27 protein-coding genes are annotated in these 21717 nt (G+C 69.5%); 16 read left to right on the forward strand and 11 right to left on the reverse strand.

Annotated features, from left to right (window positions below; genetic code table 11):
* Positions 1-5: 5 nt before the first annotated feature.
* The 9 genes from PGN14_RS01565 to PGN14_RS01605 all read left to right on the forward strand — a co-directional run bounded on the left by PGN14_RS01565 (position 6) and on the right by PGN14_RS01605 (position 6910).
* Positions 6-1001, forward strand: a complete 996-nt coding sequence (locus PGN14_RS01565; RefSeq protein WP_335297657.1) for a flagellar motor switch protein FliM — start codon at positions 6-8, stop codon at positions 999-1001.
* The gene (fliN, locus tag PGN14_RS01570) at positions 998-1288 is read left to right on the forward strand and encodes a flagellar motor switch protein FliN (RefSeq protein WP_335297658.1); all 291 of its coding nucleotides are present in this window, start codon (positions 998-1000) and stop codon (positions 1286-1288) included. Before PGN14_RS01565 ends, fliN begins: the two co-directional genes overlap by 4 nt.
* An 18-nt stretch (positions 1289-1306) precedes the next feature.
* A complete protein-coding gene (locus PGN14_RS01575) occupies positions 1307-1585 on the forward strand; it encodes a flagellar biosynthetic protein FliO (RefSeq protein WP_335297659.1) in 279 nt (92 codons plus the stop codon).
* The gene (fliP, locus tag PGN14_RS01580; protein WP_335297660.1) at positions 1582-2469 is read left to right on the forward strand and encodes a flagellar type III secretion system pore protein FliP; all 888 of its coding nucleotides are present in this window, start codon (positions 1582-1584) and stop codon (positions 2467-2469) included. Before PGN14_RS01575 ends, fliP begins: the two co-directional genes overlap by 4 nt.
* Before the next feature lie 115 nt (positions 2470-2584).
* Complete coding sequence (locus tag PGN14_RS01585) at positions 2585-2866, forward strand: flagellar biosynthetic protein FliQ (protein WP_335297661.1); 282 nt, start codon at positions 2585-2587, stop codon at positions 2864-2866.
* Between the two features lie 136 nt (positions 2867-3002).
* Positions 3003-3776: a flagellar biosynthetic protein FliR gene (fliR, locus tag PGN14_RS01590; RefSeq protein ID WP_335298022.1), complete on the forward strand. Its 774-nt coding sequence runs from the start codon at positions 3003-3005 to the stop codon at positions 3774-3776.
* The gene (locus tag PGN14_RS01595; protein ID WP_335297662.1) at positions 3776-4903 is read left to right on the forward strand and encodes an EscU/YscU/HrcU family type III secretion system export apparatus switch protein; all 1128 of its coding nucleotides are present in this window, start codon (positions 3776-3778) and stop codon (positions 4901-4903) included. The genes fliR and PGN14_RS01595 overlap by 1 nt, the downstream gene beginning before the upstream one ends.
* Positions 4904-4937: 34 nt before the next feature.
* The gene (gene fliD, locus PGN14_RS01600) at positions 4938-6485 is read left to right on the forward strand and encodes a flagellar filament capping protein FliD (RefSeq protein WP_335297663.1); all 1548 of its coding nucleotides are present in this window, start codon (positions 4938-4940) and stop codon (positions 6483-6485) included.
* A gap of 26 nt (positions 6486-6511) precedes the next feature.
* Positions 6512-6910, forward strand: a complete 399-nt coding sequence (locus PGN14_RS01605) for a flagellar export chaperone FliS (protein ID WP_335297664.1) — start codon at positions 6512-6514, stop codon at positions 6908-6910.
* A 145-nt stretch (positions 6911-7055) separates the two neighbouring features.
* Here the strand turns inward: PGN14_RS01605 and PGN14_RS01610 are convergent, their stop codons facing one another.
* The 4 genes from PGN14_RS01610 to argH form a co-directional block, all read right to left on the reverse strand.
* On the reverse strand, positions 7056-8012 hold the full coding sequence (locus PGN14_RS01610; protein ID WP_335297665.1) for a CorA family divalent cation transporter: 957 nt from the start codon (positions 8010-8012) through the stop codon (positions 7056-7058).
* Positions 8009-8764, reverse strand: coding sequence for a precorrin-2 dehydrogenase/sirohydrochlorin ferrochelatase family protein (locus tag PGN14_RS01615; RefSeq protein WP_335297666.1), 756 nt, complete (start codon positions 8762-8764; stop codon positions 8009-8011). Before PGN14_RS01615 ends, PGN14_RS01610 begins: the two co-directional genes overlap by 4 nt.
* Positions 8765-8927: 163 nt before the next feature.
* Positions 8928-10184: a diaminopimelate decarboxylase gene (lysA, locus tag PGN14_RS01620; RefSeq protein ID WP_335297667.1), complete on the reverse strand. Its 1257-nt coding sequence runs from the start codon at positions 10182-10184 to the stop codon at positions 8928-8930.
* Between the two features lie 249 nt (positions 10185-10433).
* Positions 10434-11792, reverse strand: a complete 1359-nt coding sequence (argH, locus tag PGN14_RS01625; protein ID WP_335298023.1) for an argininosuccinate lyase — start codon at positions 11790-11792, stop codon at positions 10434-10436.
* 16 nt (positions 11793-11808) lie between these two features.
* Here argH and PGN14_RS01630 point away from each other — a divergent pair, with 16 nt between their 5' ends.
* Positions 11809-12384 carry a TlpA family protein disulfide reductase gene (locus PGN14_RS01630; protein ID WP_335297668.1) on the forward strand — a complete coding sequence of 192 codons (576 nt, stop codon included), beginning with the start codon at positions 11809-11811 and terminating at the stop codon, positions 12382-12384.
* An 87-nt stretch (positions 12385-12471) separates the two neighbouring features.
* Here PGN14_RS01630 and PGN14_RS01635 read toward each other — a convergent pair whose 3' ends face one another.
* From PGN14_RS01635 to PGN14_RS01660, 6 genes are all read right to left on the reverse strand, one after another.
* Positions 12472-12855: a hypothetical protein gene (locus tag PGN14_RS01635; protein ID WP_335297669.1), complete on the reverse strand. Its 384-nt coding sequence runs from the start codon at positions 12853-12855 to the stop codon at positions 12472-12474.
* A gap of 133 nt (positions 12856-12988) precedes the next feature.
* Positions 12989-14515: a peptide chain release factor 3 gene (locus tag PGN14_RS01640; protein ID WP_335297670.1), complete on the reverse strand. Its 1527-nt coding sequence runs from the start codon at positions 14513-14515 to the stop codon at positions 12989-12991.
* Positions 14516-14583: 68 nt separating this feature from the next.
* Positions 14584-15714, reverse strand: coding sequence for a GNAT family N-acetyltransferase (locus tag PGN14_RS01645; protein ID WP_335297671.1), 1131 nt, complete (start codon positions 15712-15714; stop codon positions 14584-14586).
* Positions 15715-15745: 31 nt separating this feature from the next.
* Positions 15746-16216, reverse strand: a complete 471-nt coding sequence (locus tag PGN14_RS01650) for a RidA family protein (protein ID WP_335297672.1) — start codon at positions 16214-16216, stop codon at positions 15746-15748.
* 31 nt (positions 16217-16247) lie between these two features.
* Complete coding sequence (locus tag PGN14_RS01655) at positions 16248-16871, reverse strand: HAD family hydrolase (protein ID WP_335297673.1); 624 nt, start codon at positions 16869-16871, stop codon at positions 16248-16250.
* Complete coding sequence (locus PGN14_RS01660) at positions 16868-17146, reverse strand: DUF3572 family protein (protein ID WP_335297674.1); 279 nt, start codon at positions 17144-17146, stop codon at positions 16868-16870. Before PGN14_RS01660 ends, PGN14_RS01655 begins: the two co-directional genes overlap by 4 nt.
* Positions 17147-17182: 36 nt before the next feature.
* Between PGN14_RS01660 and PGN14_RS01665 the strand changes: the two genes are divergently transcribed.
* Positions 17183-17545: a response regulator gene (locus tag PGN14_RS01665; protein WP_335297675.1), complete on the forward strand. Its 363-nt coding sequence runs from the start codon at positions 17183-17185 to the stop codon at positions 17543-17545.
* 239 nt (positions 17546-17784) lie between these two features.
* Here the strand turns inward: PGN14_RS01665 and rpmG are convergent, their stop codons facing one another.
* On the reverse strand, positions 17785-17952 hold the full coding sequence (gene rpmG, locus PGN14_RS01670; protein ID WP_219754961.1) for a 50S ribosomal protein L33: 168 nt from the start codon (positions 17950-17952) through the stop codon (positions 17785-17787).
* Positions 17953-18125: 173 nt separating this feature from the next.
* Here rpmG and PGN14_RS01675 point away from each other — a divergent pair, with 173 nt between their 5' ends.
* The 5 genes from PGN14_RS01675 to PGN14_RS01695 all read left to right on the forward strand — a co-directional run bounded on the left by PGN14_RS01675 (position 18126) and on the right by PGN14_RS01695 (position 21598).
* Positions 18126-18434 (forward strand): hypothetical protein, encoded by a 309-nt coding sequence (locus PGN14_RS01675; protein ID WP_335297676.1) that lies wholly within the window; start codon positions 18126-18128, stop codon positions 18432-18434.
* A 13-nt stretch (positions 18435-18447) separates the two neighbouring features.
* Entirely contained in the window at positions 18448-19014 is a 567-nt protein-coding gene (locus PGN14_RS01680; protein WP_335297677.1) for a TMEM165/GDT1 family protein, read from the forward strand.
* A gap of 259 nt (positions 19015-19273) precedes the next feature.
* The gene (locus tag PGN14_RS01685; protein ID WP_335297678.1) at positions 19274-19786 is read left to right on the forward strand and encodes a Dps family protein; all 513 of its coding nucleotides are present in this window, start codon (positions 19274-19276) and stop codon (positions 19784-19786) included.
* A gap of 29 nt (positions 19787-19815) precedes the next feature.
* Positions 19816-20001, forward strand: coding sequence for a DUF1328 family protein (locus PGN14_RS01690; RefSeq protein ID WP_335297679.1), 186 nt, complete (start codon positions 19816-19818; stop codon positions 19999-20001).
* 19 nt (positions 20002-20020) lie between these two features.
* Positions 20021-21598: a cisplatin damage response ATP-dependent DNA ligase gene (locus PGN14_RS01695; protein WP_335297680.1), complete on the forward strand. Its 1578-nt coding sequence runs from the start codon at positions 20021-20023 to the stop codon at positions 21596-21598.
* Positions 21599-21717 lie beyond the last annotated feature (119 nt).

Below are 21717 nucleotides of genomic sequence, written 5' to 3' on the forward strand. Positions count from 1 at the left end.
CGGGCATGGTTAACGACCCCGCCTTCCCCGAATCAGGCGCCGACGCGATCGCGTCCGAGCGGCGCGGCCGGCTGCGTCCCGACGCGGTCGTCAGCCCCGCGTCGCTGGTCGGCGGACTGGCCGGGGGGCAGGCGGGCGACGACGCGCCCGGCACGGGCAAGCTGCATCCGTTCGGCGACCTCCACACGCTCCAGCACCTCTCCGCGCGCGCCGCGCGGGGGGTGCGCCAGACGTTCGAGGCGCTGTGGCGCACCGAGACGCGCACCTGGGCGGAACCGCTGGAGGTGCTGCGCCTCGCCGATTACCGCCTGGCGCGCGGCGACCGGCTGACCGCCTGGGTGCCGCTGCTGATGGACGACCGTCCCGCGCTGTGCGTGCTGGACGGCGCGTTCGTGTTCGAGCTGATCGACCTGTTCTTCGGCGGGATCGGCGACGTTCCCGCCACGATGCCGCAGGAATTCACCCCCGCCGCCGACATCCTGGTGTCGCGCGTCGCGCGTGCGCTGGCCCGCGCGCTCGACGTCGCGTGGGAGCCGCTGGCGCCCGCCACCTTCGTCGCGGAGCGGTGCGAGCTGGCGTCGGGCTTCACCTCGGGAATCGAGGCGGACGAGGTCGTGATCGCCACCCGCTTCGGCGTGGCGCGCGGTGCCGGGAAGCCCGCGCTGGTCGATGTCCTCTACCCTGTTTCCACGCTGAAGCCGCACAGCGTCGCGCTGACCGGCAAGGTCGTCGCGCGCCCGACCGGGATCGACGCCGAGTGGCAGACCGCGCTGACCCGCGCCGCGATGGCGGTGCGCGTCCCGGTCCGCTCGGTGCTCGCCGAACCGACGATCAAGCTGGCGCGACTGATGGACCTGAAGCCGGGCGACATCATCCCGATCAACTTCGGCAACGACGTGCCGATCGTGATCGGGGGCGCCCCGCTGGGGCTGGGCACCGTGGGCACCTCCAACGGCCGCGCCGCCATCCGCATCTCGAAGCTCGAAGGACCGATCCAATGAACGACATGACCGGCGGATTCCCCGTCGACGCCGCGGTCGCCGCGAACCTGCGGATGCTGCAGGACGTCGACGTGAAGCTGACGGTGGAGATCGGCTCCACCACGCTGTCGCTGCGCGAGCTGCTGGCGCTGGGCGAGGCGAGCGTGATCGAGCTGGATCGTCAGGCCGGCGAGCTGCTCGACGTGCTGGTCAACGGCACGCTGATCGGCCGCGGCGAGGTGGTGACGGTGGGCGACCGCTTCGGCGTGAAGCTGGTCGAGCTGGTCGCGCCCGAGAAGCGCGGCTGACGCGAAGGACCCTGCGCCATGATGTGGACCTATATCCTGAAGCTGATCGTGCTGCTGCCGCTGGTCTGCGGCCTGATGATCGGCTGCCTGTATCTCTGGCGCAAGCTGGAGGCGCGGATGCCGGGCAAGCCCGCGACGCGGATGATCGCGGTGCGCGAGACGATGATGATCTCGCCCGGCCTGCGCCTCGCGGTGCTGGATTTCGAGGGCAAGCGCCTGCTCGTCTCGGTCGGTCGCGGCGGGGTCAATCTGATCGAGAAGTCGGACGCGCGCGTGCCGACGGACATCGGCGCATGAACGTCTCCGTGACCCGGACCGGCCGCGGCCCGATGCTGATCGCGCCGCGCGGCACCCGCGCCACGCGCGGCGGCTGGTGGCGCGTGCTGCTGGCGGTGGCCGCGATCGCGATCGCGCTGATCGTCGCGCACCCCGCCTTCGCGCAGGTCGCGCCGGGCGCCCCGGCCGCACCGGCGCCGGGCGTCGGCGATGCGATCGATCGCGCGCTGGGGCAGCTGTCGAACGGCGACGCGGGAAGCGCGCCGGGACAGGGCTCGCTGTCGCTGTCGCTTCAGGTCCTCATCATCATGGGCCTGCTCACGGTGTTGCCGGGCATCGTGCTGATGATGACCAGCTTCACGCGGATCATCATCGTGCTGTCGATCCTGCGCCAGGCGATGGGGCTGCAGCAGACGCCGCCCAATCAGGTGCTGATCGGGCTGTCGCTGTTCCTCAGCTTCTTCGTGATGGCGCCCGCGATCAACCAGATCAACACCACCGCGATCCAGCCCTATGCGCAGGGCCGCATCGGCGGCACCCAGCTGATCTCCACCGCCGCCGCGCCGCTGCACACCTTCATGGAGAAGCAGACGCGGGTGAAGGACATCACGATGTTCGCGGAGATGGCGAAGTCGGGGCCGTATGCGTCCCCGCGCGACATCCCCTATTCGGTGCTGCTGCCCGCGTTCGTGACGTCGGAGCTGAAGACCGCGTTCCAGATCGGCTTCCTGATCTTCCTGCCGTTCATCGTCATCGACCTGGTGGTGGCGACGGTGCTGATGGCGCTGGGCATGGCGATGCTGAGCCCGACGATCATCTCGCTGCCGTTCAAGCTGCTGCTGTTCGTGCTGGTCGACGGCTGGGCACTGACGATGGGCAGTCTGGCGAACTCGTTTGCGACCTGACCCGACCCCATCAAGGCCCCACCCCGGCGAAGGCCGGGGTCCAGCATCGGGCCGCTCGCAACTGGACCCCGGCCATCGCCGGGGTGGACACTCCCGTGTTGATAGGTTCCGATCCATGCAACCGCTTGTCGACGCCGACTATTTCCTGACCGTCGCCAATCAGACGATGTGGGTGCTGGCGCTCGCCGCCGCGCCGATCCTGATCCCGGCGTTGCTGTCGGGGCTGATCCTGGGGATGGTGCAGGCCGCCACCTCGATCAACGAACAGACGCTCAGCTTCGTACCCAAGCTGGTGGTGGTCGCGGTGTCGATCATGGTCTTCGGCGCGATGATCCTGGGGCTGCTGAGCGACTTCACGACCGAGATCTTCGCACGCATTCCGGATCTGGTGCGGTGATAGGCTCCCTCTCCCATCGGGAGAGGGAAGGGGCCCGCTCGCCGCAGGCGAGTGGGAAGGGTGAGGTCGCGCGTTTCATCACCCTCACCCTTCCGCGGCTTCGCCGCTCCCTCCCTCTCCCATCGGGAGAGGGACGATTCTAGGTTTCGGCCTTTCGATAGAACCCCAGCTCTGGGCGCTGCTCTTCGTGATGGTGCGCGTCGGCGCGGCGCTGATCGCCGCCCCGGTGTTCGGCAACGTCTCGGTCCCGTTGCCGGTGCGCGTCGCGCTGTCGGGCGCGGTCGGCGTGCTGGTGCTGGGCACCACGCCGGTCGCGGTGCCGCCGACCGTGTTCGCGCTCGCCACCTTCGTCGCGGTCGCCGCCGAGGCGCTGGTGGGCCTCGCGATCGGCTTCATCCTGCAGATCGCGTTCGCCGCGCCGCTGATCGCGGGCGAGATCATCGGCGGGTCGATGGGGATCGGCTTCGCGAACATGATCGACCCCAATTCGGGCCGCTCCAGCCCCGCGATCGGCCAGTTCCTGTCGATCCTGCTCACCCTCCTCTTCCTGTCGCTCGACGGGCACCTCGTCCTCGTCGACATGGTGGTGAAGAGCTATATCGCGCTGCCTCCGGGCGCGGCCTGGATGAACGCCGCGCAGCTGCGCGACATCGCGCTGTTCGGCGGCTATGCCTTTACCGCCGGACTGCTGCTGGCGCTGCCGGTCGGCTTCCTGCTGCTGTGCCTCAACCTCGTCGTCGGCATGCTGTCGCGCTCGGCGCCCGCGCTCAACCTGTTCGCGGTCGGGCTGCCCGCCAGCCTGGCGGTGGGCGTCATCAGCCTCGCGATCGCCTTCCCGGCGATGGGCGACTACATGCAGGTGATCGTGCGCGAAGGCCTCGCCGCCGCACAAAGTCTGGTGCTCGGCTGATGTCGGAGGAATTCGGCGACAAGACGGAAGCCCCAACCCAGAAGCGCAAATCCGATGCGCGCGAAAAGGGCGACATCCTCAAGAGCCGCGAGTTCGCGACCGCGCTGGTTGTGCTCGCCGGCACCGCCTGGATGATCTTCTTCGGCCCCGCGCTCGTCGCCGCCTGCCGCGAGGTGATGGCGGCCAGCTTCACCTTCGGGCGCGGCGACGTGGAGGATTTCCAGCCGTGGCGCCCGCTGATCCAGGCGGGGTGGAAGCTGGGTCCGCCGGTCGGCACGCTGTTCGCGATCACCATCGCCGCCGCCGTCGCCAGCCAGGCGGGGCTGGGCAGCCTGACCTTCAACGCCTCGCTGATGGCGCCCAAGGCGGCGCGCATCAACCCGGCCTCGGGCCTCAAGCGCATCTTCGGCCTGTCGGGCTGGATCGAGCTGGCGAAATCGCTGCTCAAGGTCACATTGCTGGGCGCGATCGGCGTTTGGATGCTGTGGAAGACCGCGCATTTCAGCTTCGGGCTCGCCGCCTCCAACCTGCCGGTCGCGCTCGCCTCGCTCGGCTCGACGCTGACCGGCGTGATGCTGGCGATGGCGATGGGGCTGGTCGGAATCGCGATGCTCGACGTGCCGACGCAGATCTTCCAGCTGCTGCGCAAGCTGCGCATGACCAAGCAGGAGATCAAGGACGAGCACAAGGAAAGCGACGGCAACCCGGAGATGAAGGGGCATATGCGCGCCAAGCAGCGCGCGATGCTGTCCGGCGGCATGCGCAAGGCGCTGGCGGAGGCGCATGTCGTGCTGACCAACCCGACGCATTTCGCGGTCGCGCTGCGCTACGAGCGCGGACGCGATCAGGTGCCGGTGGTGGTCGCCAAGGGCCGCGGCGCGACCGCGCTGGCGATCCGCGAACTGGCCGCGCAGCAGGGCCTGCAGGTGCTGGAATATCCCGCGCTCGCCCGCGCCGTCTATTACACCAGCCGCGAGGGGCAGGAGGTGCGCGACGACCTTTATATGGCGATCGCGACCGTGCTGGCCTTCGTCTTCGGGCTGAACGCCGCGGCCGGGGGCAGCCAGCCGCCGATCGAGGTGCCGCCCACCGCACGGTTCGACGAACATGGCCAGAAACAGGCGTAAAGATCGCGGTCCCGCGGTCGTTTGAGAGGGTATCATGGCGACAGTCAGCAGCACCTCCAGCTCGACCACGAGCACCGCGACGACGTCGACCACGACGACCAAGACCGCCGCGCAAGTGGCGAGCGAGGCGGCGAAGTCGCTGATGGACTCGATGGATGCGGGGTCGGGCGTCGACACCGCGTCGCTGGTGTCGAAGCTGGTCGACGCGCAGTTCGCGACCCGCAAGGCGCAGCTGACGGCCAAATACGACACGCTGACCTCGCAGATTTCCGGCGCCTCGAAGCTGAAGAGCACGATCGACGATTTCACCAAGGCGCTGGAGACGCTGGTGAAGGGCGGGACGCTCGGCACCCAGCCGCTCAGCTCCAACGCGACCGCCGTCACCGCCACCACGATCCAGGGGCAGACGGTCGGCACGCTCAACACGACCGTGAAGGTCAATGCGCTCGCCACCGCGCAGACCACGACCAGCGCGAAGGTCGCATCGCCTGCCGCCAGCGCCACCTTCGGCACCGGCACGCTGACGCTGAAGCTGGGCACCGCCACCTATGCCAGCGGCGAGATGACCGCTTTCACCACCGGCAAGAATACCGATGGCAGCGACAAGTCGTTCGCGATCACGATCGATTCGTCGAACAACACGCTGTCGGGGATCGCCACCGCGATCAACGCGCAGAAGGCGGGCGTCACCGCCACCGTCGTCACCGATGCGGACGGCGGCGCCTATCTGTCGCTGCGCGGGCAGTTGGGCGAGGAGCAGGCGTTCCAGCTGAGCGCCGACAACAGCAGCAGCGCGCTGGCCGCGTTCGACGTCCGTCCGCGCGCCAATGGCGAGGCGGCACTTCCCACCACGCTCGCCAGCGCGGCGGCCAACGCCTCGATCACGGTCGACGGCGCTACCGTCGGCCGCGCCAGCAACGAGGTGAGCGACCTGGTCCCGGGGGTGAAGCTGACGCTGACCGCGCCGGGCACCACCACCATCTCCTCCTCGCGTCCCACCACCGCGCTGAGCGGCGCGGTCAAGGATTTCGTCGACACCTACAATCAGGTGCTGGCGGTGGTGAAGGAAGAGACCGATCCGATCAACGGCGAGCTGCGCGCGGATCCGGCGGCGAAGACGCTGCTACGCTCGCTGCAGTCGATCACCAGCAAGGTGCTGCTGCCCAACGCCGCGAGCGGCACCCCCGCCTCGCTGTCCGCGATCGGCGTGCGCACCAATGCCAAGACCGGCGAGCTGGAGGTGGACGACACCACGCTGACCGCCGCGCTGAAGAACACGCCCGACGCGGTCGAGCAGATGTTCGCCTATAGCGCGGTCAGCGGCACGGGCCTGTACCAGGCGATGTCCTCGATCCGGACGGCGAGCGCCAGCACCGTCTATGGCCTGGGCGCGTCGACCACGCGCTATCGCCAGGCGCAGAGCGACCTGACCAAGAAACAGGATACGATCACCGACCAGTCGGACCGCGCGACCAAGCGGCTGACGCAGCAGTTCGCGAGCATGAATTCGCGCGTGTCCGCCTACAAGGCGACGCAGGCGTTCATGCAGCAGAAGATCGACATGTGGACGAAGCAGAGCTGAACCGGGCAGAGCTGAGGATACGATAGATGGCTTACGCTTCCGCCCTGTTGCGCGACCCGGCGCGCACCTATCGCGAGATCGACCTCGCCGGCCGCACCGCCGCGGCCGACGGTCCCGCGCTGGTCCAGCTGCTATACGAGGAGCTGACGCAGGCGCTGCGCGTCGCCGCCTGGGCGACCGACCACCGCCAGTTCGCGACCCGCAGCGAGCGCGTCACCCGCGCCACCGCGATCCTGTTCGCGCTGGAGGCGAATCTGGACTTCGACAAGGGCGGCGAGGTGTCGCGCGTGCTGGCACGTTTCTACGCCGGCTGCCGCCGCCAGGTGATCGATGCGAGCCTGGGCACCAGCGGCGAACCGCTGCGCACCGTCGCCGCGGAGCTGGACGAGATCGCCGGCGCGTGGAAGCAGGCGCGCGCGGCGTAACATCCCTCGTGCTCCGGCGAAGGCCGGAGCTCTGGCAAGCGAAGGGCGTCGACGGCCAACGCTCCGGCCTGCGCCGGAGCACGAAATCTTCTTCGTCTTCCCCTTCATCATCATCCCTGCGCAGGCAGGGGCGACGATCCGCGCGCTACCCCCTGAACCAGTGCCGCCGCAGGAAATAGATCACGATCCCCGCCGCGATCGCGGCGCAGGCGCCCATGATCGCGTCGAACGCCCACGGTTCCTCGGCATAGGGCAGCCCCTTCACGTTCATCCCGTACAGCCCGGTGATGAAGGTCAGCGGCAGGAACACCATCGCCGCCACCGCGATCATCAGGCTGCGCTGGTCGAGCTGCTCCGCGCGCAGGTCGGTCAGCGCCTCGTGCATCAGCGCGGCGCGCTCGCGGATCGCCTCCACTTCCTCGGCCATGCGCGCGGCGCGATCGGCCGCGGCGGCGAGATGCGCGCGGTCGTCGTCGGCCAGCCAGTCCCCCGGCAAGGTCGCCAGCCGCTCCAGCGCGACGCGCTGCGGCGCCAGGAAGCGGCGATAGTTGATCGCCTCCGACCGCACCCGCGTCACCCCGCGACGCAGCTCGAAGATGCGATCGGCGCGCAGCCCCTGCTCGCAATCGTCCAGCCAGTCGCCCAGCTCCGCGACGACGGGATCGAGATCCTCGGTGATCGCGGTGGCGAACGCGCTGATCAGGTCGCCGGGATCGCGCACCTCGCCGCCGCGCACCGCCTCGGCCACCTTGTCGGTCGCGACCAGATGCTTGCGCGTGACCGACACGACCCGCCCCTTCGTCGCCCACAGCCGGATCGAGGCGAGCACGTCGGACGGGTCCAGCTCTTCCTCGGTGCGCCCGCGCATGTTGAGGAACGCGCCGTCCGCCATCTTCTCGCAGCGCGGGCGTGTCTCCGCCGCGGTCAGCGCGTCGACGGTATACGGCGCCAGCTTCGCCTCGTCGCGCAGCCACGCCTGCGCATGCTCGGCATTGGTGTTGAGATGGACCCAGACGAACGGCGCGCCGCACTGGAGCGCGCCCTTGACCCCCACCTCATGCGCGGTGCCGTCCGCATCGATCCGCCAGGCGAAGCCGCTCATGCCATCCCCACGTCGACGGTCAGCCCGGGGTGATCGTCCTGCGGCGGCGCGTCGCATCGCTGCCGCACCGCATCGGCGCGCGCCCGGTCCAGGATCGCGGGCGGGACGTCGGCGCGATGCGTGACGCGATCCGCCGCCGCCAGCAGCCGCGCCTGCCGCAAGGTGAGATCGTCGGGATCGCCCGACGCCGGCACGATGCGCTCGATCCGCGCCACGGTCCGGCCGCGCGCAATCGCCGCGGCGACATCGGCGCCGTCATGGTCGTCGAGCGGATCGAGCGCGCCGCCCGCCGCCAGCGCGGCCCCGATCGCGCGCCGCCGGTCGCCGCCATCGGGGTAGTGCGCGCGCACCGCACCGCGCGCGGCATAGAGCGCCTCGGCCAGCCGCCCCAGCGAGGCGGGCAGGATCGCCTCCAGCCGCTGTCGCAGCGCCGCCGCCAGTCCGGCGGAGACGCCCCCGGTGCCGATCGCGACGATCACCGGAGCGCGATCGACGATCGCGGGCAGTGTGAAGTCGCACAGGTCCGGCCGGTCGACCGCATTGACCAGCACGCCGCGCCGCCGGAGCCGCGCCACCGCGGCGTCATCGTCGGCGACGATCGCGAGGCGCGCGTCGGGATGGTGTTCGTCCACCACCACCGCCCCGGCGCGCTCCAGCAGCCGCCGCTTGGGCGCAATGGCCTGCTCCTCCCCCACCAGAATCACCGGGCGGCCCTGCAACCGCACGAACAGGGGGAGGCTGTGGAGGGTCACGCAGCGTCACCCGGGAGGCATTCGAAACCGTCGCGACCATCCCGTCCTGTTCCCCGGCGAAGGCCGGGGTCCAGCAACGATCGGTTTGCGTATTTCACGGCCCGCCCGCCACTGGACCCCGGCCTTCGCCGGGGAACAGCAGTGCAGTGGGCAGGCAAACCCGTCACAACCACTCGGGCACACGCTCCGCCGCGAGGATCGTTTCGGCGGCGATACGATCCGCGACCACGGCGTACCGATCGCCGTCGACCAGCACCTCCGGCACCAGCGCGCGGCTGTTGTAGGTCGACGCCATGGTCGCGCCATAGGCCCCGGCGGTGCGGAAGACCGCAAGGTCGCCATTGGCCACCCGATCCACCTCGCGACCCATCGCAAAGGTGTCGCCGGTCTCGCACACAGGCCCCGCGATGTTGGCGATAAAGTGCTCGCCAGTGGGTTCGACCGCCGCGAAATCGTGCCACGCGTCGTACAAGGCGGGGCGCGCGAGGTCGTTCATCGCCGCATCGACGATGACATAGGGATGCGTCACGCCGGGCTTCACCCAGATGACGGTGGTCAGCAGCACGCCCGCACCGCCCGCGATCACGCGACCCGGCTCGAACATCAGCCGCACGTCCCAGCCGCGGGTCGCGCGCGCGACCATCGCGCCATAATCCGCGAGGTCGGGGGGCACGTCGCCCGCCTTGTAGGCGATACCGACGCCGCCGCCGAGATCGACGCGCGAGATGGTGTGACCGGCACCGCGCAGCTCGTCGACCAAACGCTTGACGCGCGCATAGGCCGCCTCCAGCGGCGCCAGATCGAGCAGCTGGCTGCCGATATGGATCGCCACCCCCTGCATCGACAGCCCGGGCAGCGCGGCGAGGCGCGCGTACATCGCGGGCGCCTGATCGATCGGCACCCCGAACTTGTTCTCCTTGCGCCCGGTCGAGATCTTGGCGTGGGTGCCCGCATCGACGTCCGGATTGACACGCAGCACCGCCTTGGCGGTCATCCCGCGCGCGGCGGCGAGGCGGGCGAGGACGACGCCCTCCTCCTCCAGCTCCAGGTTGAACTGGCCGATCCCGGCCTCCAGCCCGCGCACCAGCTCGCGCTCGGTCTTGCCGACGCCGGAGAAGACGATCCCCTCCGCCGGCATCCCCGCCGCCAGCGCGCGCGCCAGCTCGCCGCCGGAGACGACGTCGGCGCCATAGCCTTCCGCCGCCAGCAGCCGCAGCACCGCGATATTGGGGTTGGCCTTGATCGCATAGGCGAGGTGGACGTCGGGCACCGCCGACAGGCCGTCGCGAAAGGCACGTGCCTGCGCGCGGAAGGCGGCGGCGGAATAGACGTAAACGGGGGTGCCGACCTCGTCGGCGATACGCGACAGCGGCACGCCCTCGCACCACAGGGCGCCGTCGCGATAGGGGAAATGGTCCATGTTACTCTCTTGGCGGTCAGCTCGGCGGCAGGTCGAACGCATCGTCCTGTCGTTCGCTCGAGCGGGTCATGACATCGCCGCTGCGCTGGGGCCGGGCCTGTACCGAAGGGGTCAGGAGCTGGCTCACGCTCGGCGTCGCAGTGGCGCCATACGGCGCTGCGGGCAATTGCTCACCCGCGGCCGGTTTGAGCGTGCCCGTCGACCCGCACCCGCCCAGCGCGAGGGCCACCAGAAGGATCGGATACCGCCTCACGCGCGCGCCGCCCGGATCGCGGCGCGGACATTGTCGGGCGCGGTGCCGCCGAAGCTCTTGCGGCTGGCGACCGAGGCGTCGACCGACAGCACGCCATAGACCGCATCGGTGATGCGCGCGTCGATCGCCTGAAGGTCCGCCAGCGTCACCGCGTCGAGCGTACACCCCAGCGCCTCCGCCCGCGCCACCGCGCGGCCGGTGATATGATGCGCCTCGCGGAACGGCACGTTCGCCTCGCGCACCAGCCAGTCGGCGAGGTCGGTCGCGGTGGCATAGCCGCTCTCCGCCAGCCCGCGCATCCGGTCGGTGCGGAAGGTGGCGCTCTCCACCATCCCCGTCATCGCCGCGATCGAGATGGCGAGCAGGTCGTGGCATTCGAACACCGGCGGCTTGTCGTCCTGCATGTCCTTCGAATAGGCGAGCGGCAGCCCCTTCATCGTCACCATCAGGCTGACGAGGCAGCCGGTGATCCGCCCCGCATGGCCGCGCACCAGCTCCGCCGCGTCGGGGTTGCGCTTCTGCGGCATGATGCTGCTGCCGGTCGACCATTGGTCGCTCAAGGAGACGAAGCCGAACGGCTGCGACGCCCACAGCACGAACTCTTCGGCGAGGCGCGACAAATGGAGCGAGCATTGCGCCGCCGCCATCAGGTAATCGAGCGCGAAGTCGCGGTCGCTGACCGAATCGAGGCTGTTGCGGGTCGGCCCGTCGAAGCCCAGCGCCACCGCGGTCGCGGCGCGATCGATCGGGAAGCCGGTGCCGGCCAGCGCGGCCGCGCCCAGCGGGCAGAGGTTGCCGCGCGCGCGATTGTCGGTGAAGCGCGACACGTCGCGCGACACCATCTCGTGATAGGCCATCAGGTGATGGCCGAGCGTCACCGGCTGCGCCGATTGCAGATGGGTGAAGCCGGGCATCACGCTGTCGGCATGTTCCTCCGCGCGTGCCAGCAATGCGTCGTCGAGCGCGGCGAGTGCGGCCAGCACCTGATCGGTCGCATCGCGCACCCACAGGCGGAAGTCGGTCGCGACCTGATCGTTGCGGCTGCGCGCGGTATGGAGCCGCCCGGCGACGGGACCGATCGCGTCGGACAGCCGCGCCTCGGTCAGCATATGGATGTCCTCCATCGCCAGATCGACCGGCACGCCGTCCGCGGCATAGCCGGCGGCGACCTGTTCCAGCCCGGCGCCGATGGTCGCGGCATCGTCGGATGCGACGATGCCCTGCGCGCCCAGCATCGCGACATGCGCGCGGCTGCCGGCGACATCCTGCGTCCACATCCGCTTGTCGAAGGGAATCGAGGCGTTTATCTCGCGCATGACCGCGGCCGGACCTTCGGCGAACCGACCGCCCCACATCTGGTTGGAACCGCTCATGACCTCACGCTCGGCGATCGTCTGTCTCCTGGCGGCCACGCTCGCGGCCACGGCGTGCGATAGGGGGTCGCCGGGCAACGGGCAAGCCGACGCGAACGTCGCCTCTTCGGAGGAGGTGACGGCGAGTGCCCCGCGCGCGGACAAGGTGGATCGGTCGCACAAGGGCGAACGGGCGCCGGACGTCGCCTTCACCACCGCGGACGGCAAGCCGGCGACGCTGGCCGGCTATGCGGGCAAGCCGCTGCTGGTGAACCTGTGGGCGACATGGTGTGCGCCATGCGTCAAGGAGATGCCGACGCTGGACGCGGCGGCCGAGGCGCTGGGCGACGAGGTCAAGGTGATCGCGGTGAGCCAGGATATGGAGCCGGCGAAGGCGACGGCCTTCTTCGCCGAGCGCAAGCTGCCGGCGCTGGCGCTGCACCTCGACCCCAAATTGGCACTGAGCACGGCCTATGCCGCCAACCTGCCGACGACGATCCTGTATGGCGCAGACGGGAAGGAGATCTGGCGGGTGACGGGGGATCTCGACTGGACGGGGGCGCAAGCGAAGGCGCTGCTGGCGGAGGCGAAGTAATCTTTCGTCACCCCGGACTTGATCCGGGGTCCCGCTTCTTCGACGGCGGATGAAAGCGGGACCCCGGGTCAAGCCCGGGGTGACGGGTCAGCGGTTGTTGCGCTCCTCGTCCCGCGCCCGCTCGATCTCCTCGCGCCGGCCCTCCCGGCGCAGGCCGTTGCCGGCCTGCTCCAGCGCAGCACCGGCGCGATCGGTCGCGCGGTCGGTGTGGCGCTCGACATCGGCGCGCAGTCGGTCGGCCGCGCCGTCGAGTCGGTCCGCGGCGCGGTCGAGCGATCGTACCGCCACGCCGTCCAGGCTGTTGGCGACGCTGTCGGTCAGGCGATCGACGCTGCCGACGACATTGGCGGTGGCGGCATCGACATCCGCGGCGATCGCATTGCCGGTGCGTTCGGCATGATCCTCGACACGGTCGCTGCATGCGGCGAGCGATGCGGCGAGCGCCAGCATCAGCGGGGTACGGCGGTTCATCGCGGCATCTCCTTGGGGCTGATGCGGATCAATGGGTCAGGCTGGGATTCGTTGCCTGTCGGCTGCGCCGATAGCGTCGCTCGTGACTGCCCCACCCCAACCCCTCCCCTGAAGGGGAGGGGCTTTTTTTGGCTCAGCGTTCCCGCGCGGCGGCGAACTTCACCTTCGGGTTGCGGTCCTGCGCATAGCCGACGTCCCACGCCGACTTCGCCAGATACACCGGATTGCCGTCGCGATCCTTCGCCATCGCCGACCGGTTGAGGTCCGCGAACGCCTTCAGGTCGGCGGGGTCCGCCGCCGACACCCAGCGTGCGGTGTCATAGGGCGCCGGCTCCAGCGCCGCGGCGACCTTGTATTCCGCATCCAGCCGCGACAGCAGCACGTCGAGCTGGAGCTGCCCCACCACGCCGATGATCCAGTTGCTGCCGATCTCGGGATAGAAGACCTGCGTCACCCCTTCCTCGGCCATGTCATCCAGCGCCTTGCGCAGCTGCTTGGTCTTGGTGGGATCCTTCAGCGCGACGCGGCGCAGGATCTCCGGCGCGAAATTGGGCAGCCCGGTGAAGCGCACGTCGGCCTTCTCCGACAGCGTATCGCCGACGCGCAGCGTGCCGTGGTTGGGGATGCCGATGATATCGCCCGGGAACGCCTCGTCCGCGACCTCGCGGTTCTGTGCGAAGAACAGGATCGGCGAGTGGACCGCGATCGGCTTGCCGTGGCCGGTCGGGGTCAGCTTCATGCCGCGCTTGAACGTGCCCGAGCACAGCCGCATGAACGCGATGCGGTCGCGATGCTGCGGGTCCATATTGGCCTGCACCTTGAAGATGAAGCCGGTGACCTCCTTCGCCTCCGGGCTGACCGGCGCCGGCTCGGCCGGCTGCGCACGCGGCGGCGGCGCGAAATCGGCCAGCGCGGCGATCAGCTCGGCGGGACCGAAGTCTTTGAGCGCGGAGCCGAAATAAACCGGGGTCAGGTCGCCGTGGCGATACGCCTCGGGATCGAACGCGGCATAGCCGGCCTGCGCCAGTTCGATCTCCTCGGCGATGTCGTCGGGCAGCGTGGGGTCGGCCTCCACTTTGCCCTGGAACAGGCGGCTGTCGCCCTCCGGCCGGGTGATGCGGTTGGTCGCGAGGTCGAGAATGCCCTCGAACGTGCCCCCCATCCCCACCGGCCACGTCATCGGGCAGACGTCGAGCGCCAGCATGTCGGCGATCTCGTCCAGCAGCTCGAACACCGGGCGGCCTTCGCGGTCGACCTTGTTGACGAAGGTGATGATGGGGACGCTGCGCAGGCGGCACACCTCGAACAGCTTGCGCGTCTGCGGCTCGATCCCCTTGGCGGCGTCGATCACCATGATCGCGGAATCGACCGCGGTCAGCGTGCGATAGGTGTCCTCGCTGAAATCCTCGTGCCCCGGCGTGTCGAGCAGGTTGAAGGTGATGCCGTCATGCTCGAACGTCATGACGCTGGACGTGACCGAAATGCCGCGCTGCTGCTCGATCTTCATCCAGTCCGAGCGCGCGCGACGGTTCTGCCCGCGCGCCTTCACCTCGCCCGCCAGATGGATCGCGCCGCCGAAATACAGCAGCTTCTCGGTCAGCGTCGTCTTGCCCGCGTCGGGGTGGGAGATGATCGCGAAGGTACGGCGGGGGGAGGTCATCGACGGTTCCGAAATGCAGGAAAGCGCGCGGATAGCAGGGCGATGCGCGCAGGAACAGGGTGCGGGCGTCACCCCCGCCGGAACGGCGTCATCGCCCCCATGAACTCCTGATCCGCCTCCACCGCGGCGCGTTCGCGCGTCAGGAAATCGGCGACCGCGCGGCGGAAACCGGCGTCGGGGATGTAATGCGCCGACCAGGTCGGCACGGGCACATAGCCGCGCGCCAGCTTGTGCTCGCCCTGCGCGCCCGCCTCCACGGTGGCCAGCCCGCGCGCGATCGCGGCGTCGATCGCCTGATAGTAACACAGTTCGAAGTGCAGGAACGGCACGTCCTGGGTGCAGCCCCAGTAACGGCCGTAGAGCGCATCCGCTCCGATCAGGTTGAGCGCGCCGGCGATCGGCACCCCGTCGCGCTCCGCCAGGATCAGCAGCACACGATCGCCCAGCGCCTCGCCCAGCAGCGGGAAGAAGGCGCGGGTCAGATATGGCCGCCCCCATTTGCGGCTGCCGGTGTCCTGATAGAAGGTCCAGAACGCGTCCCATTCGCGCGCGCCGATCTCGCCGCCGGTCACATGGCGGATCGTCAGCCCCTCGACCGCGGTGGCGCGCTCCTTGCGGATCGCCTTGCGCTTGCGGCTCGACAGCGCGGCGAGGAAATCGTCGAACGTGGCATAGCCGTCGTTCCGCCAGTGGAATTGCGTCCCCTCGCGCACCAGCCATCCCGCCGCCTCGAACGCGGGCACCTGCTCGGGCGCGACGAAGGTGGCGTGCGCGGAGGATAGCTGATGCCGGTCGGTCACCGCCTCCAGCGCTGCGATCAGCGCGGGCGCGGCGGCGGGATCGCGCAGCAGCAGCCGGGGACCGGGCACCGGCGTGAACGGCACCGCCACCTGCAACTTGGGATAATAGCTGCCGCCCGCGCGCTCCCATGCATCGGCCCAGGCATGGTCGAAGACATATTCGCCCTGGCTGTGCGTCTTGGCATAGGCGGGCGCGATCGCGATCGGCGCGCCGTCGTCGCCATCGACCACGATCGGGATCGGCTGCCACCCGCTGCGCCCGCCGACGCTGCCCGACGCCTCCAGCGCGGACAGGAAGGCATGGCCCAGGAACGGGTTGGCAGTGCCGGCGCAGGCATCCCACTGATCGGCGGGGATGGCGGCCACGCCGTCGGCGATACGCGCGGTGAGCGAGGTCATCGCCGCCCAGATAGGGGTGCGGCCCGCCCCGTCAAAGGGCCGGTGCCACCTCGATGATCGCATCCACCTCGACCGGCACGCCCAGCGGCAGCGACGCGACGCCGACCGCGGCGCGCGCATGCTTGCCGGCATCGCCGAACAGCGCGACCATCAGGTCCGACGCGCCGTTGGCGACCTTGGGATGGTCGGTGAAGTCCGCGGTCGAATTGACGAACACGCCCAGCTTCACGACGCGGGTGATCCGCTCCAGATGGCCGATATGCGCCTTCACCTGCGCGATCACCATCAGCGCGCACCGCTGCGCCGCATCCTGCCCATCTTCCAGCGAGATGCCCTCGCCCAGCCGTCCGGTGACGACCTTGCCGTCCCTGAACGGCAGCTGGCCGGAAACGTGGAGCAGCCCGCCCGCCTCGACGACGGGGACATAGGCAGCGATGGGCGCCGCGGCCTGCGGCAGTTCGAGGCCCAGGTCCCGGAGCGTGCGGTCGATGCGATCGGTCATGCGCGATGCCTGCGACACGCCGCCCGCGGGGTCAAGCCGGTACGCCCGCGGCGAAGCGCGCCAGCACCCAGTCCTGCGCCGGCCGCCAGTCGTCGATCCGCGCATGGGCCTCGGGCGCGGTGGGAACGCCGGGCGCCAGCTGCGGCTCCGACACCATGTGCAGCCGCCACACCTGCGGCGCATGCTCCGCCACCGAGGCGTGATGATGCGGCAAATCGTCGACGAAGACGGTGACCGGATCGCCATGCTCCGCCACCAGCCGCGCCACCGGATCGCCCTTGCCGCCCTGATTGCACTCGACGCGATGGTCGATCCCGAACGCCGCCAGCTGCTCGATGCGATGCGTGCGGCACTGATCCTCCAGATTGGTCAGGATCACCACGTCCGCCTGCGCCGCGATCGCCGCCAGCGCGTCGCGCGCGTGCGGCACCAGCGACTGGCGGTGCATCTGCGCCGGAAAGAACCCGCCGAGGAACCCCGACATGTCGGCGCGGGTCAGCGGTGGGCCATCGCCGCGGCGCTTCATCGCCCTGGCGAGATCCCACGACCCGATCGTGAACTCGACGTCATGCGCCTCGCCCAGCCAGTCGGCGAAGGGTTGCAGCATGTACAGCAGCACCTCGTCGCAATCGCAGATCAGCAGCGGGCGCGTCATGCCGCCCGCTCCAGCGCCGCGCGTGCCGCCACCAGCGCATCGGGCGTGGCACCGATCGCCCCGGCACAGGCGACCAGATCGGGCTCATGCCCCTCCAGAAACGCGAGGCAGGCCGCCAGCACCGCCGGCTCCCCCAGCCGTGCGCGCAGGTCCGCCGGGGTCAGCCCGGTCAGCGCCACCAGCCGCCCGGCGCGGGCCTCGTCCGCCAGCGTCCAGACCAGCGCCTGAAGGGCAACCGTTTGGGTATCGTGGGGGTTTGTATCGGTTCGGCCCATTACCTATGATGCACCTTCAATGGGGACAGTTCGCGCGTGACAAAACGAGTGCTCGTTGTCGAGGACAACGAACTCAATCTCAAGCTGTTCTGCGACCTGTTGCGGGCGCACGACTTCGCGGTCGAGCCGGTACGCGACGGGCGCGAGGCGGTGGAGCGCGCGCGCGCTTTCTCCCCCGACCTGGTGGTGATGGACATCCAGATCCCGCATGTCACCGGCTACGAGCTGATCCTGGAGATGAAGGCGGACGAGGCGCTGCGCCACATCCCGGTGATGGCGGTCACCGCCTATGCCGGGCGCGAGGACGAGGAACGGCTGCGCGCCGCGGGCGCCAATGCCTATGTGTCGAAGCCGATCACGCTGGCGCGCTTCATGGCGGCGGTGAGCGAGTTGATCTGAACACCGCCCTATCCCCGTTCGTGCTGAGGAGCCGCTGAGCTTGTCGAAGCGGCGTCTCGAAGCACATGCGCGTGCGTACCCTTCGAGACGAGGCTTCGACAAGCTCAGCCTCTCCTCAGGGCGAACGGACAGGAGGAGGGCGTTGTCACAGACACGCACGAAAGGAGCCGCCGGCATCCGCCCGCGGCTCCTTTCGTGCAGCCGATCCGGCAGCGCAGGCGGTCGAGACCGCCCGCCGCTTACTTGATCTTGGCTTCCTTGAACGCGACGTGCTTGCGCACGATCGGATCATACTTGTTGAAGCTCAGCTTCTCGGTCTTGGTACGCGGGTTCTTCTTCGTCACGTAGAAGAAGCCGGTGTCGGCGGAGCTGACGAGCTTGATCTTGACGGTGGTCGGCTTTGCCATGACCAATTCCTGATAGCGTGAAAACAAAAAAGAGCGGCGAGGGGCACCCCGCCGCAACAGACGGGGGCGATTGGCGCAAATGCCCGCGCGAGTCAAGCGCGCGTGCCGATCGAGCGGCCGGATTAAGCGGGTCGTAACCGCATCGTGCCATGTTCCGGGCAAAGGAGCGGACCATGGGTAGCGACGCACTGGCAGACATCAAGGCCGATCTGGCGAACCGGGTCGCCGCGATCGAATGGCGCGCCGGGCCGGCGCGAATCGCGGACGAGGTGGATCGCATCCGCGCCGTCGCGCACCGCCACCGCCTGATGCCCGCGGTCACCGTCGCGCATCTGCTCGAATCGGCGCTGGCGCGCGGCGAGCAGGGCGCGCTGGTCCACGGCTGGCTCGCGCTGCTGCGCGAGGCGGTGTCGAGCGAGCGGCAGGATCAGGGCGCGTGCGAGGCCTTCGCCGCTGCCTGCGCGGTGCGGTTCGCCGCCTGACGGAGGTGCCGCGATGGACGCGCTGATGGCGGCGCTGCTGCTGGGCGCGTTGACGCAGGCAGCCGACCGGACGCCATGGCTGGCGGCGATCCTGGCCGATCGCTGGCGCTCGCCGGCGATGGTCATCGCGGCCGCCGCGGTCGCGCTGGCGGCCAATTACGCGATCGGCGTGGCAGGCGGCCTTGCGGTCGCCGCATTGCTGACCCCGGAGGCGCGGCTGCTGCTGCTCGCGCTGGCGCTGGTCCTCGCCGGGGCGGGCACCGGATGGCGATCGACACGCCCGGAGGATCTCGCCGGATGGCGCATCGGGCGCCTGCCCACGGCGTTCGCGGGGCTGTTCATCATGGCCTTCGGCGACCGGATGCAGTTCGTTGCCGCTGCGCTCGCCGCGCGCAGCCCGCTGCCCTGGGCCGCGGCGATCGGCGCGACGCTGGGCGCGGTGGCGGTGGTGGCCGTGTCGGTCACACTGGGCGAACGCGCATGGCTGGCGCTGCCGCTGCGGGCGGTGCGGGTGGCGAACATGGTGCTGCTGACGGTGGCGGGGGTGGTGCTGGCGTTGCGCGCGGTGTCGCTGATCTGACGCGTCACCGATACTTTCTCTCTATCCCCTCCCCTTCAGGAGTGTCAGGTCGGTCATGCCCCCGGCATGACCTAAACGATGCGGGGCATCGTTTACCTGACACTGGGTTGGGGTGGGGCAGTCAAAGGCGGCGGTCTCTGTGAGACAACCCCCAGCCCCTCCCCTGAAGAGGAGGGGAGCATAGAAATCGCCACTCACCCTGAACGGAAAACTTCGCCGGAGCCATTCCGCGCGCGCTTCGTTGCGCCACCGACATCAAATGACGGAGCGAATCGTGGCCGACATCAACCCCGCGCTGGAAACCCCGACCGATCTGGCGCGCAACGACACCAAAACCGTCGCGGAGGCGCTGAACGGTGCGCTGGCCGATTGCTATGCGGTGTATCTCAAGACCAAGAACTTCCACTGGCACGTCTCCGGTCCGCACTTTCGCGACTATCACCTGCTGCTCGACGATCAGGCGGCGCAGATCCTGGGCGTCACCGACGCGATCGCGGAGCGGGTGCGCAAGACGGGCAACGTCACGCTGCGCTCGATCGGCGACATCTCGCGCCGCCAGTCGATCGTCGACAACGACCGCGACTTCGTCGCCGCCGCCGACATGCTGGCCGAGCTGCGCGACGACAACCTCAAGCTGGTCGAGCGCTTCCGCGAGGTGAAGGACGCTGCGGAGGAGGCCAAGGACAATGCCACCAGCGGCATCGTCGACGAATGGACCGACCAGGCCGAGGAGCGCGCCTGGTTCCTGTTCGAGGCCAGCCGCAAGGGCTGACGCGCGATCATGACGAAGGAACCGACACCATGCTGAAACTGGCCCTCATCTTCCTGGTCGCCGGGCTGCTGCTCGGCGCGCTGGGCTTCGGCGGCATCGGCGGCGCCTTCGTCGGCATCGCCAAGATCCTGTTCTTCGTCGCCGTGGCACTCTTCGTCATCTTCCTCGCGCTGGGATTGATGGCGGGCAAGGCGGCGAAGGACGCGATCGACTGACGCGCGGGCGGCTCCGCACATGCATGCCTTCGCCGCCCTGCTCGATTCGTTGATCTACACGCGCTCGCGCAACGCGAAGCTGAAGCTGATCGGCGACTATCTGCGCGCCACGCCCGATCCCGACCGCGGCTGGGCGATGGCCGCGCTGACCGGCGATCTCGACCTGCCGGGCGTCAAGCCCGCGGTGATCCGCGCGCTGATCGAGGCGCGGGTCGATCCGGTGCTGTTCCGGATGAGCCGCGATTACGTCGGCGACACCGCGGAGACGGTGGCGTTGTTGTGGCCCAGCCCCGATGTGCCGCCCGCCGATACCGCGCCGCTCACCGTCGGTGCGGTGGTCGACCGGTTGCTGCACCTGTCGCGTGCCGATGCGCCCGCCGCGCTGGCCGACATGCTCGACCGGCTGGATGCGGAGGAGCGGTTCGCGTTGCTCAAGATGGCGACCGGCGCGTTGCGCGTCGGCGTCTCCGCGCGGCTCGCGAAACAGGCGCTGGCGGATGCCTTCGGGCTGGATGTCGAGGCGGTTGAGGAGGTGTGGCACGGGCTGGAGCCGCCTTATCCGACGCTGTTCGCCTGGGCGGAGGGCACCGGCGCACAGCCGACGCCCGCCGACGTCCCCGTCTTCCGCCCGTTTATGCTCGCGCATCCGCTGGAGGATCTGCGCGTCGATCTCGCCGACTATGTCGCGGAGTGGAAATGGGACGGCATCCGCGTCCAGATCGTCCATGTGGCCGGTGAGACGCAGCTCTACAGCCGCACCGGCGATGACGTGACGCGCGCCTTCCCCGACGTCGCCGCCGCCTTCGCCACCCCCGGCGTGGTCGACGGCGAGCTGATGGTGAAGGGCGACTTTCAGGGCGGGGAGGCGGGCAGCTTCAACGCGCTGCAGCAACGGCTGGGGCGCAAAATCGTGTCGGCGAAGATGCTCGCCGAATCGCCCGCCTTCGTCCGGTTGTATGACATCCTGTTCGACGGTGCGGAGGACCTGCGCGCATTGCCGTGGAGCGAGCGTCGCGCGCGGCTGGAGGCGTTCGCGACGCGGCTCGACGCCGACCGCTTCGACCTGTCGCAGGTGATCGAGGCGGCGGATTTCACCGCGCTCGAGGGCCAGCGCGCCGGCGCGCGCGATGCCGCGATCGAGGGGATGATGCTGAAGCGGCGCGACAGCCCCTATGTCGCGGGGCGCCGCACCGGGCTGTGGTACAAATGGAAGCGCGATCCGCTGACCGCCGATTGCGTGATGATGTACGCGCAGCGCGGCAACGGCCGCCGGTCGAGCTGGTACAGCGACTATACGTTCGGCTGCTGGACGCCCGACGGCGAGCTGCTGCCGGTCGGCAAGGCGTATCAGGGCATCACCGACCAGGAGATCGCGCAGCTCGACCGCTTCGTGCGACAGCACACGCTCAACCGCTTCGGCCCGGTGCGCGAGGTGGAGAAGACGCTGGTGCTGGAGATCGCGTTCGATTCGATCCACGAATCGAAACGCCACAAGTCGGGCGTGGCGATGCGCTTCCCCCGCATCGCGCGCATCCGCACCGACAAGCCGGCGCAGGAGGCGGACACGCTGGAGGCGTTGCGGCGGCTGGTGACGTGACGCCCGCCCCGACCACATCGTCACCCCGGGCTTGACCCGGGGTCCCGCTTCTTCGGCAACGTGGGCGAGAAGCGGGACCCCGGATCAAGTCCTGGGTGACGGAACAGCAAGCCTGCCCC

The sequence above is a fragment of the Sphingomonas adhaesiva genome (genome assembly GCF_036946305.1).
Classification (GTDB): domain Bacteria; phylum Pseudomonadota; class Alphaproteobacteria; order Sphingomonadales; family Sphingomonadaceae; genus Sphingomonas; species Sphingomonas adhaesiva_B.

Bases quoted from the DNA above. Each gene is read 5' to 3' on its own strand.
- PGN14_RS01575 (WP_335297659.1), top strand. From the start codon at position 1,307: ATGATGTGGACCTATATCCTGAAGCTGATCGTGCTGCTGCCGCTGGTC.
- rpmG (WP_219754961.1), bottom strand. From the start codon at position 17,952: ATGGCAAAGCCGACCACCGTCAAGATCAAGCTCGTCAGCTCCGCCGAC.
- PGN14_RS01565 (WP_335297657.1), top strand. From the start codon at position 6: ATGGTTAACGACCCCGCCTTCCCCGAATCAGGCGCCGACGCGATCGCG.
- fliN (WP_335297658.1), top strand. From the start codon at position 998: ATGAACGACATGACCGGCGGATTCCCCGTCGACGCCGCGGTCGCCGCG.
- PGN14_RS01660 (WP_335297674.1), bottom strand. From the start codon at position 17,146: ATGGGCCGAACCGATACAAACCCCCACGATACCCAAACGGTTGCCCTT.
- PGN14_RS01680 (WP_335297677.1), top strand. From the start codon at position 18,448: ATGGACGCGCTGATGGCGGCGCTGCTGCTGGGCGCGTTGACGCAGGCA.
- PGN14_RS01605 (WP_335297664.1), top strand. From the start codon at position 6,512: ATGGCTTACGCTTCCGCCCTGTTGCGCGACCCGGCGCGCACCTATCGC.
- PGN14_RS01675 (WP_335297676.1), top strand. From the start codon at position 18,126: ATGGGTAGCGACGCACTGGCAGACATCAAGGCCGATCTGGCGAACCGG.
- PGN14_RS01650 (WP_335297672.1), bottom strand. From the start codon at position 16,216: ATGACCGATCGCATCGACCGCACGCTCCGGGACCTGGGCCTCGAACTG.
- PGN14_RS01610 (WP_335297665.1), bottom strand. From the start codon at position 8,012: ATGAGCGGCTTCGCCTGGCGGATCGATGCGGACGGCACCGCGCATGAG.
- fliP (WP_335297660.1), top strand. From the start codon at position 1,582: ATGAACGTCTCCGTGACCCGGACCGGCCGCGGCCCGATGCTGATCGCG.
- PGN14_RS01655 (WP_335297673.1), bottom strand. From the start codon at position 16,871: ATGACGCGCCCGCTGCTGATCTGCGATTGCGACGAGGTGCTGCTGTAC.
- PGN14_RS01585 (WP_335297661.1), top strand. From the start codon at position 2,585: ATGCAACCGCTTGTCGACGCCGACTATTTCCTGACCGTCGCCAATCAG.
- fliD (WP_335297663.1), top strand. From the start codon at position 4,938: ATGGCGACAGTCAGCAGCACCTCCAGCTCGACCACGAGCACCGCGACG.
- PGN14_RS01630 (WP_335297668.1), top strand. From the start codon at position 11,809: ATGACCTCACGCTCGGCGATCGTCTGTCTCCTGGCGGCCACGCTCGCG.
- PGN14_RS01595 (WP_335297662.1), top strand. From the start codon at position 3,776: ATGTCGGAGGAATTCGGCGACAAGACGGAAGCCCCAACCCAGAAGCGC.
- PGN14_RS01645 (WP_335297671.1), bottom strand. From the start codon at position 15,714: ATGACCTCGCTCACCGCGCGTATCGCCGACGGCGTGGCCGCCATCCCC.
- lysA (WP_335297667.1), bottom strand. From the start codon at position 10,184: ATGGACCATTTCCCCTATCGCGACGGCGCCCTGTGGTGCGAGGGCGTG.
- PGN14_RS01690 (WP_335297679.1), top strand. From the start codon at position 19,816: ATGCTGAAACTGGCCCTCATCTTCCTGGTCGCCGGGCTGCTGCTCGGC.
- PGN14_RS01685 (WP_335297678.1), top strand. From the start codon at position 19,274: ATGACGGAGCGAATCGTGGCCGACATCAACCCCGCGCTGGAAACCCCG.
- PGN14_RS01635 (WP_335297669.1), bottom strand. From the start codon at position 12,855: ATGAACCGCCGTACCCCGCTGATGCTGGCGCTCGCCGCATCGCTCGCC.
- PGN14_RS01640 (WP_335297670.1), bottom strand. From the start codon at position 14,515: ATGACCTCCCCCCGCCGTACCTTCGCGATCATCTCCCACCCCGACGCG.
- PGN14_RS01695 (WP_335297680.1), top strand. From the start codon at position 20,021: ATGCATGCCTTCGCCGCCCTGCTCGATTCGTTGATCTACACGCGCTCG.
- argH (WP_335298023.1), bottom strand. From the start codon at position 11,792: ATGTGGGGCGGTCGGTTCGCCGAAGGTCCGGCCGCGGTCATGCGCGAG.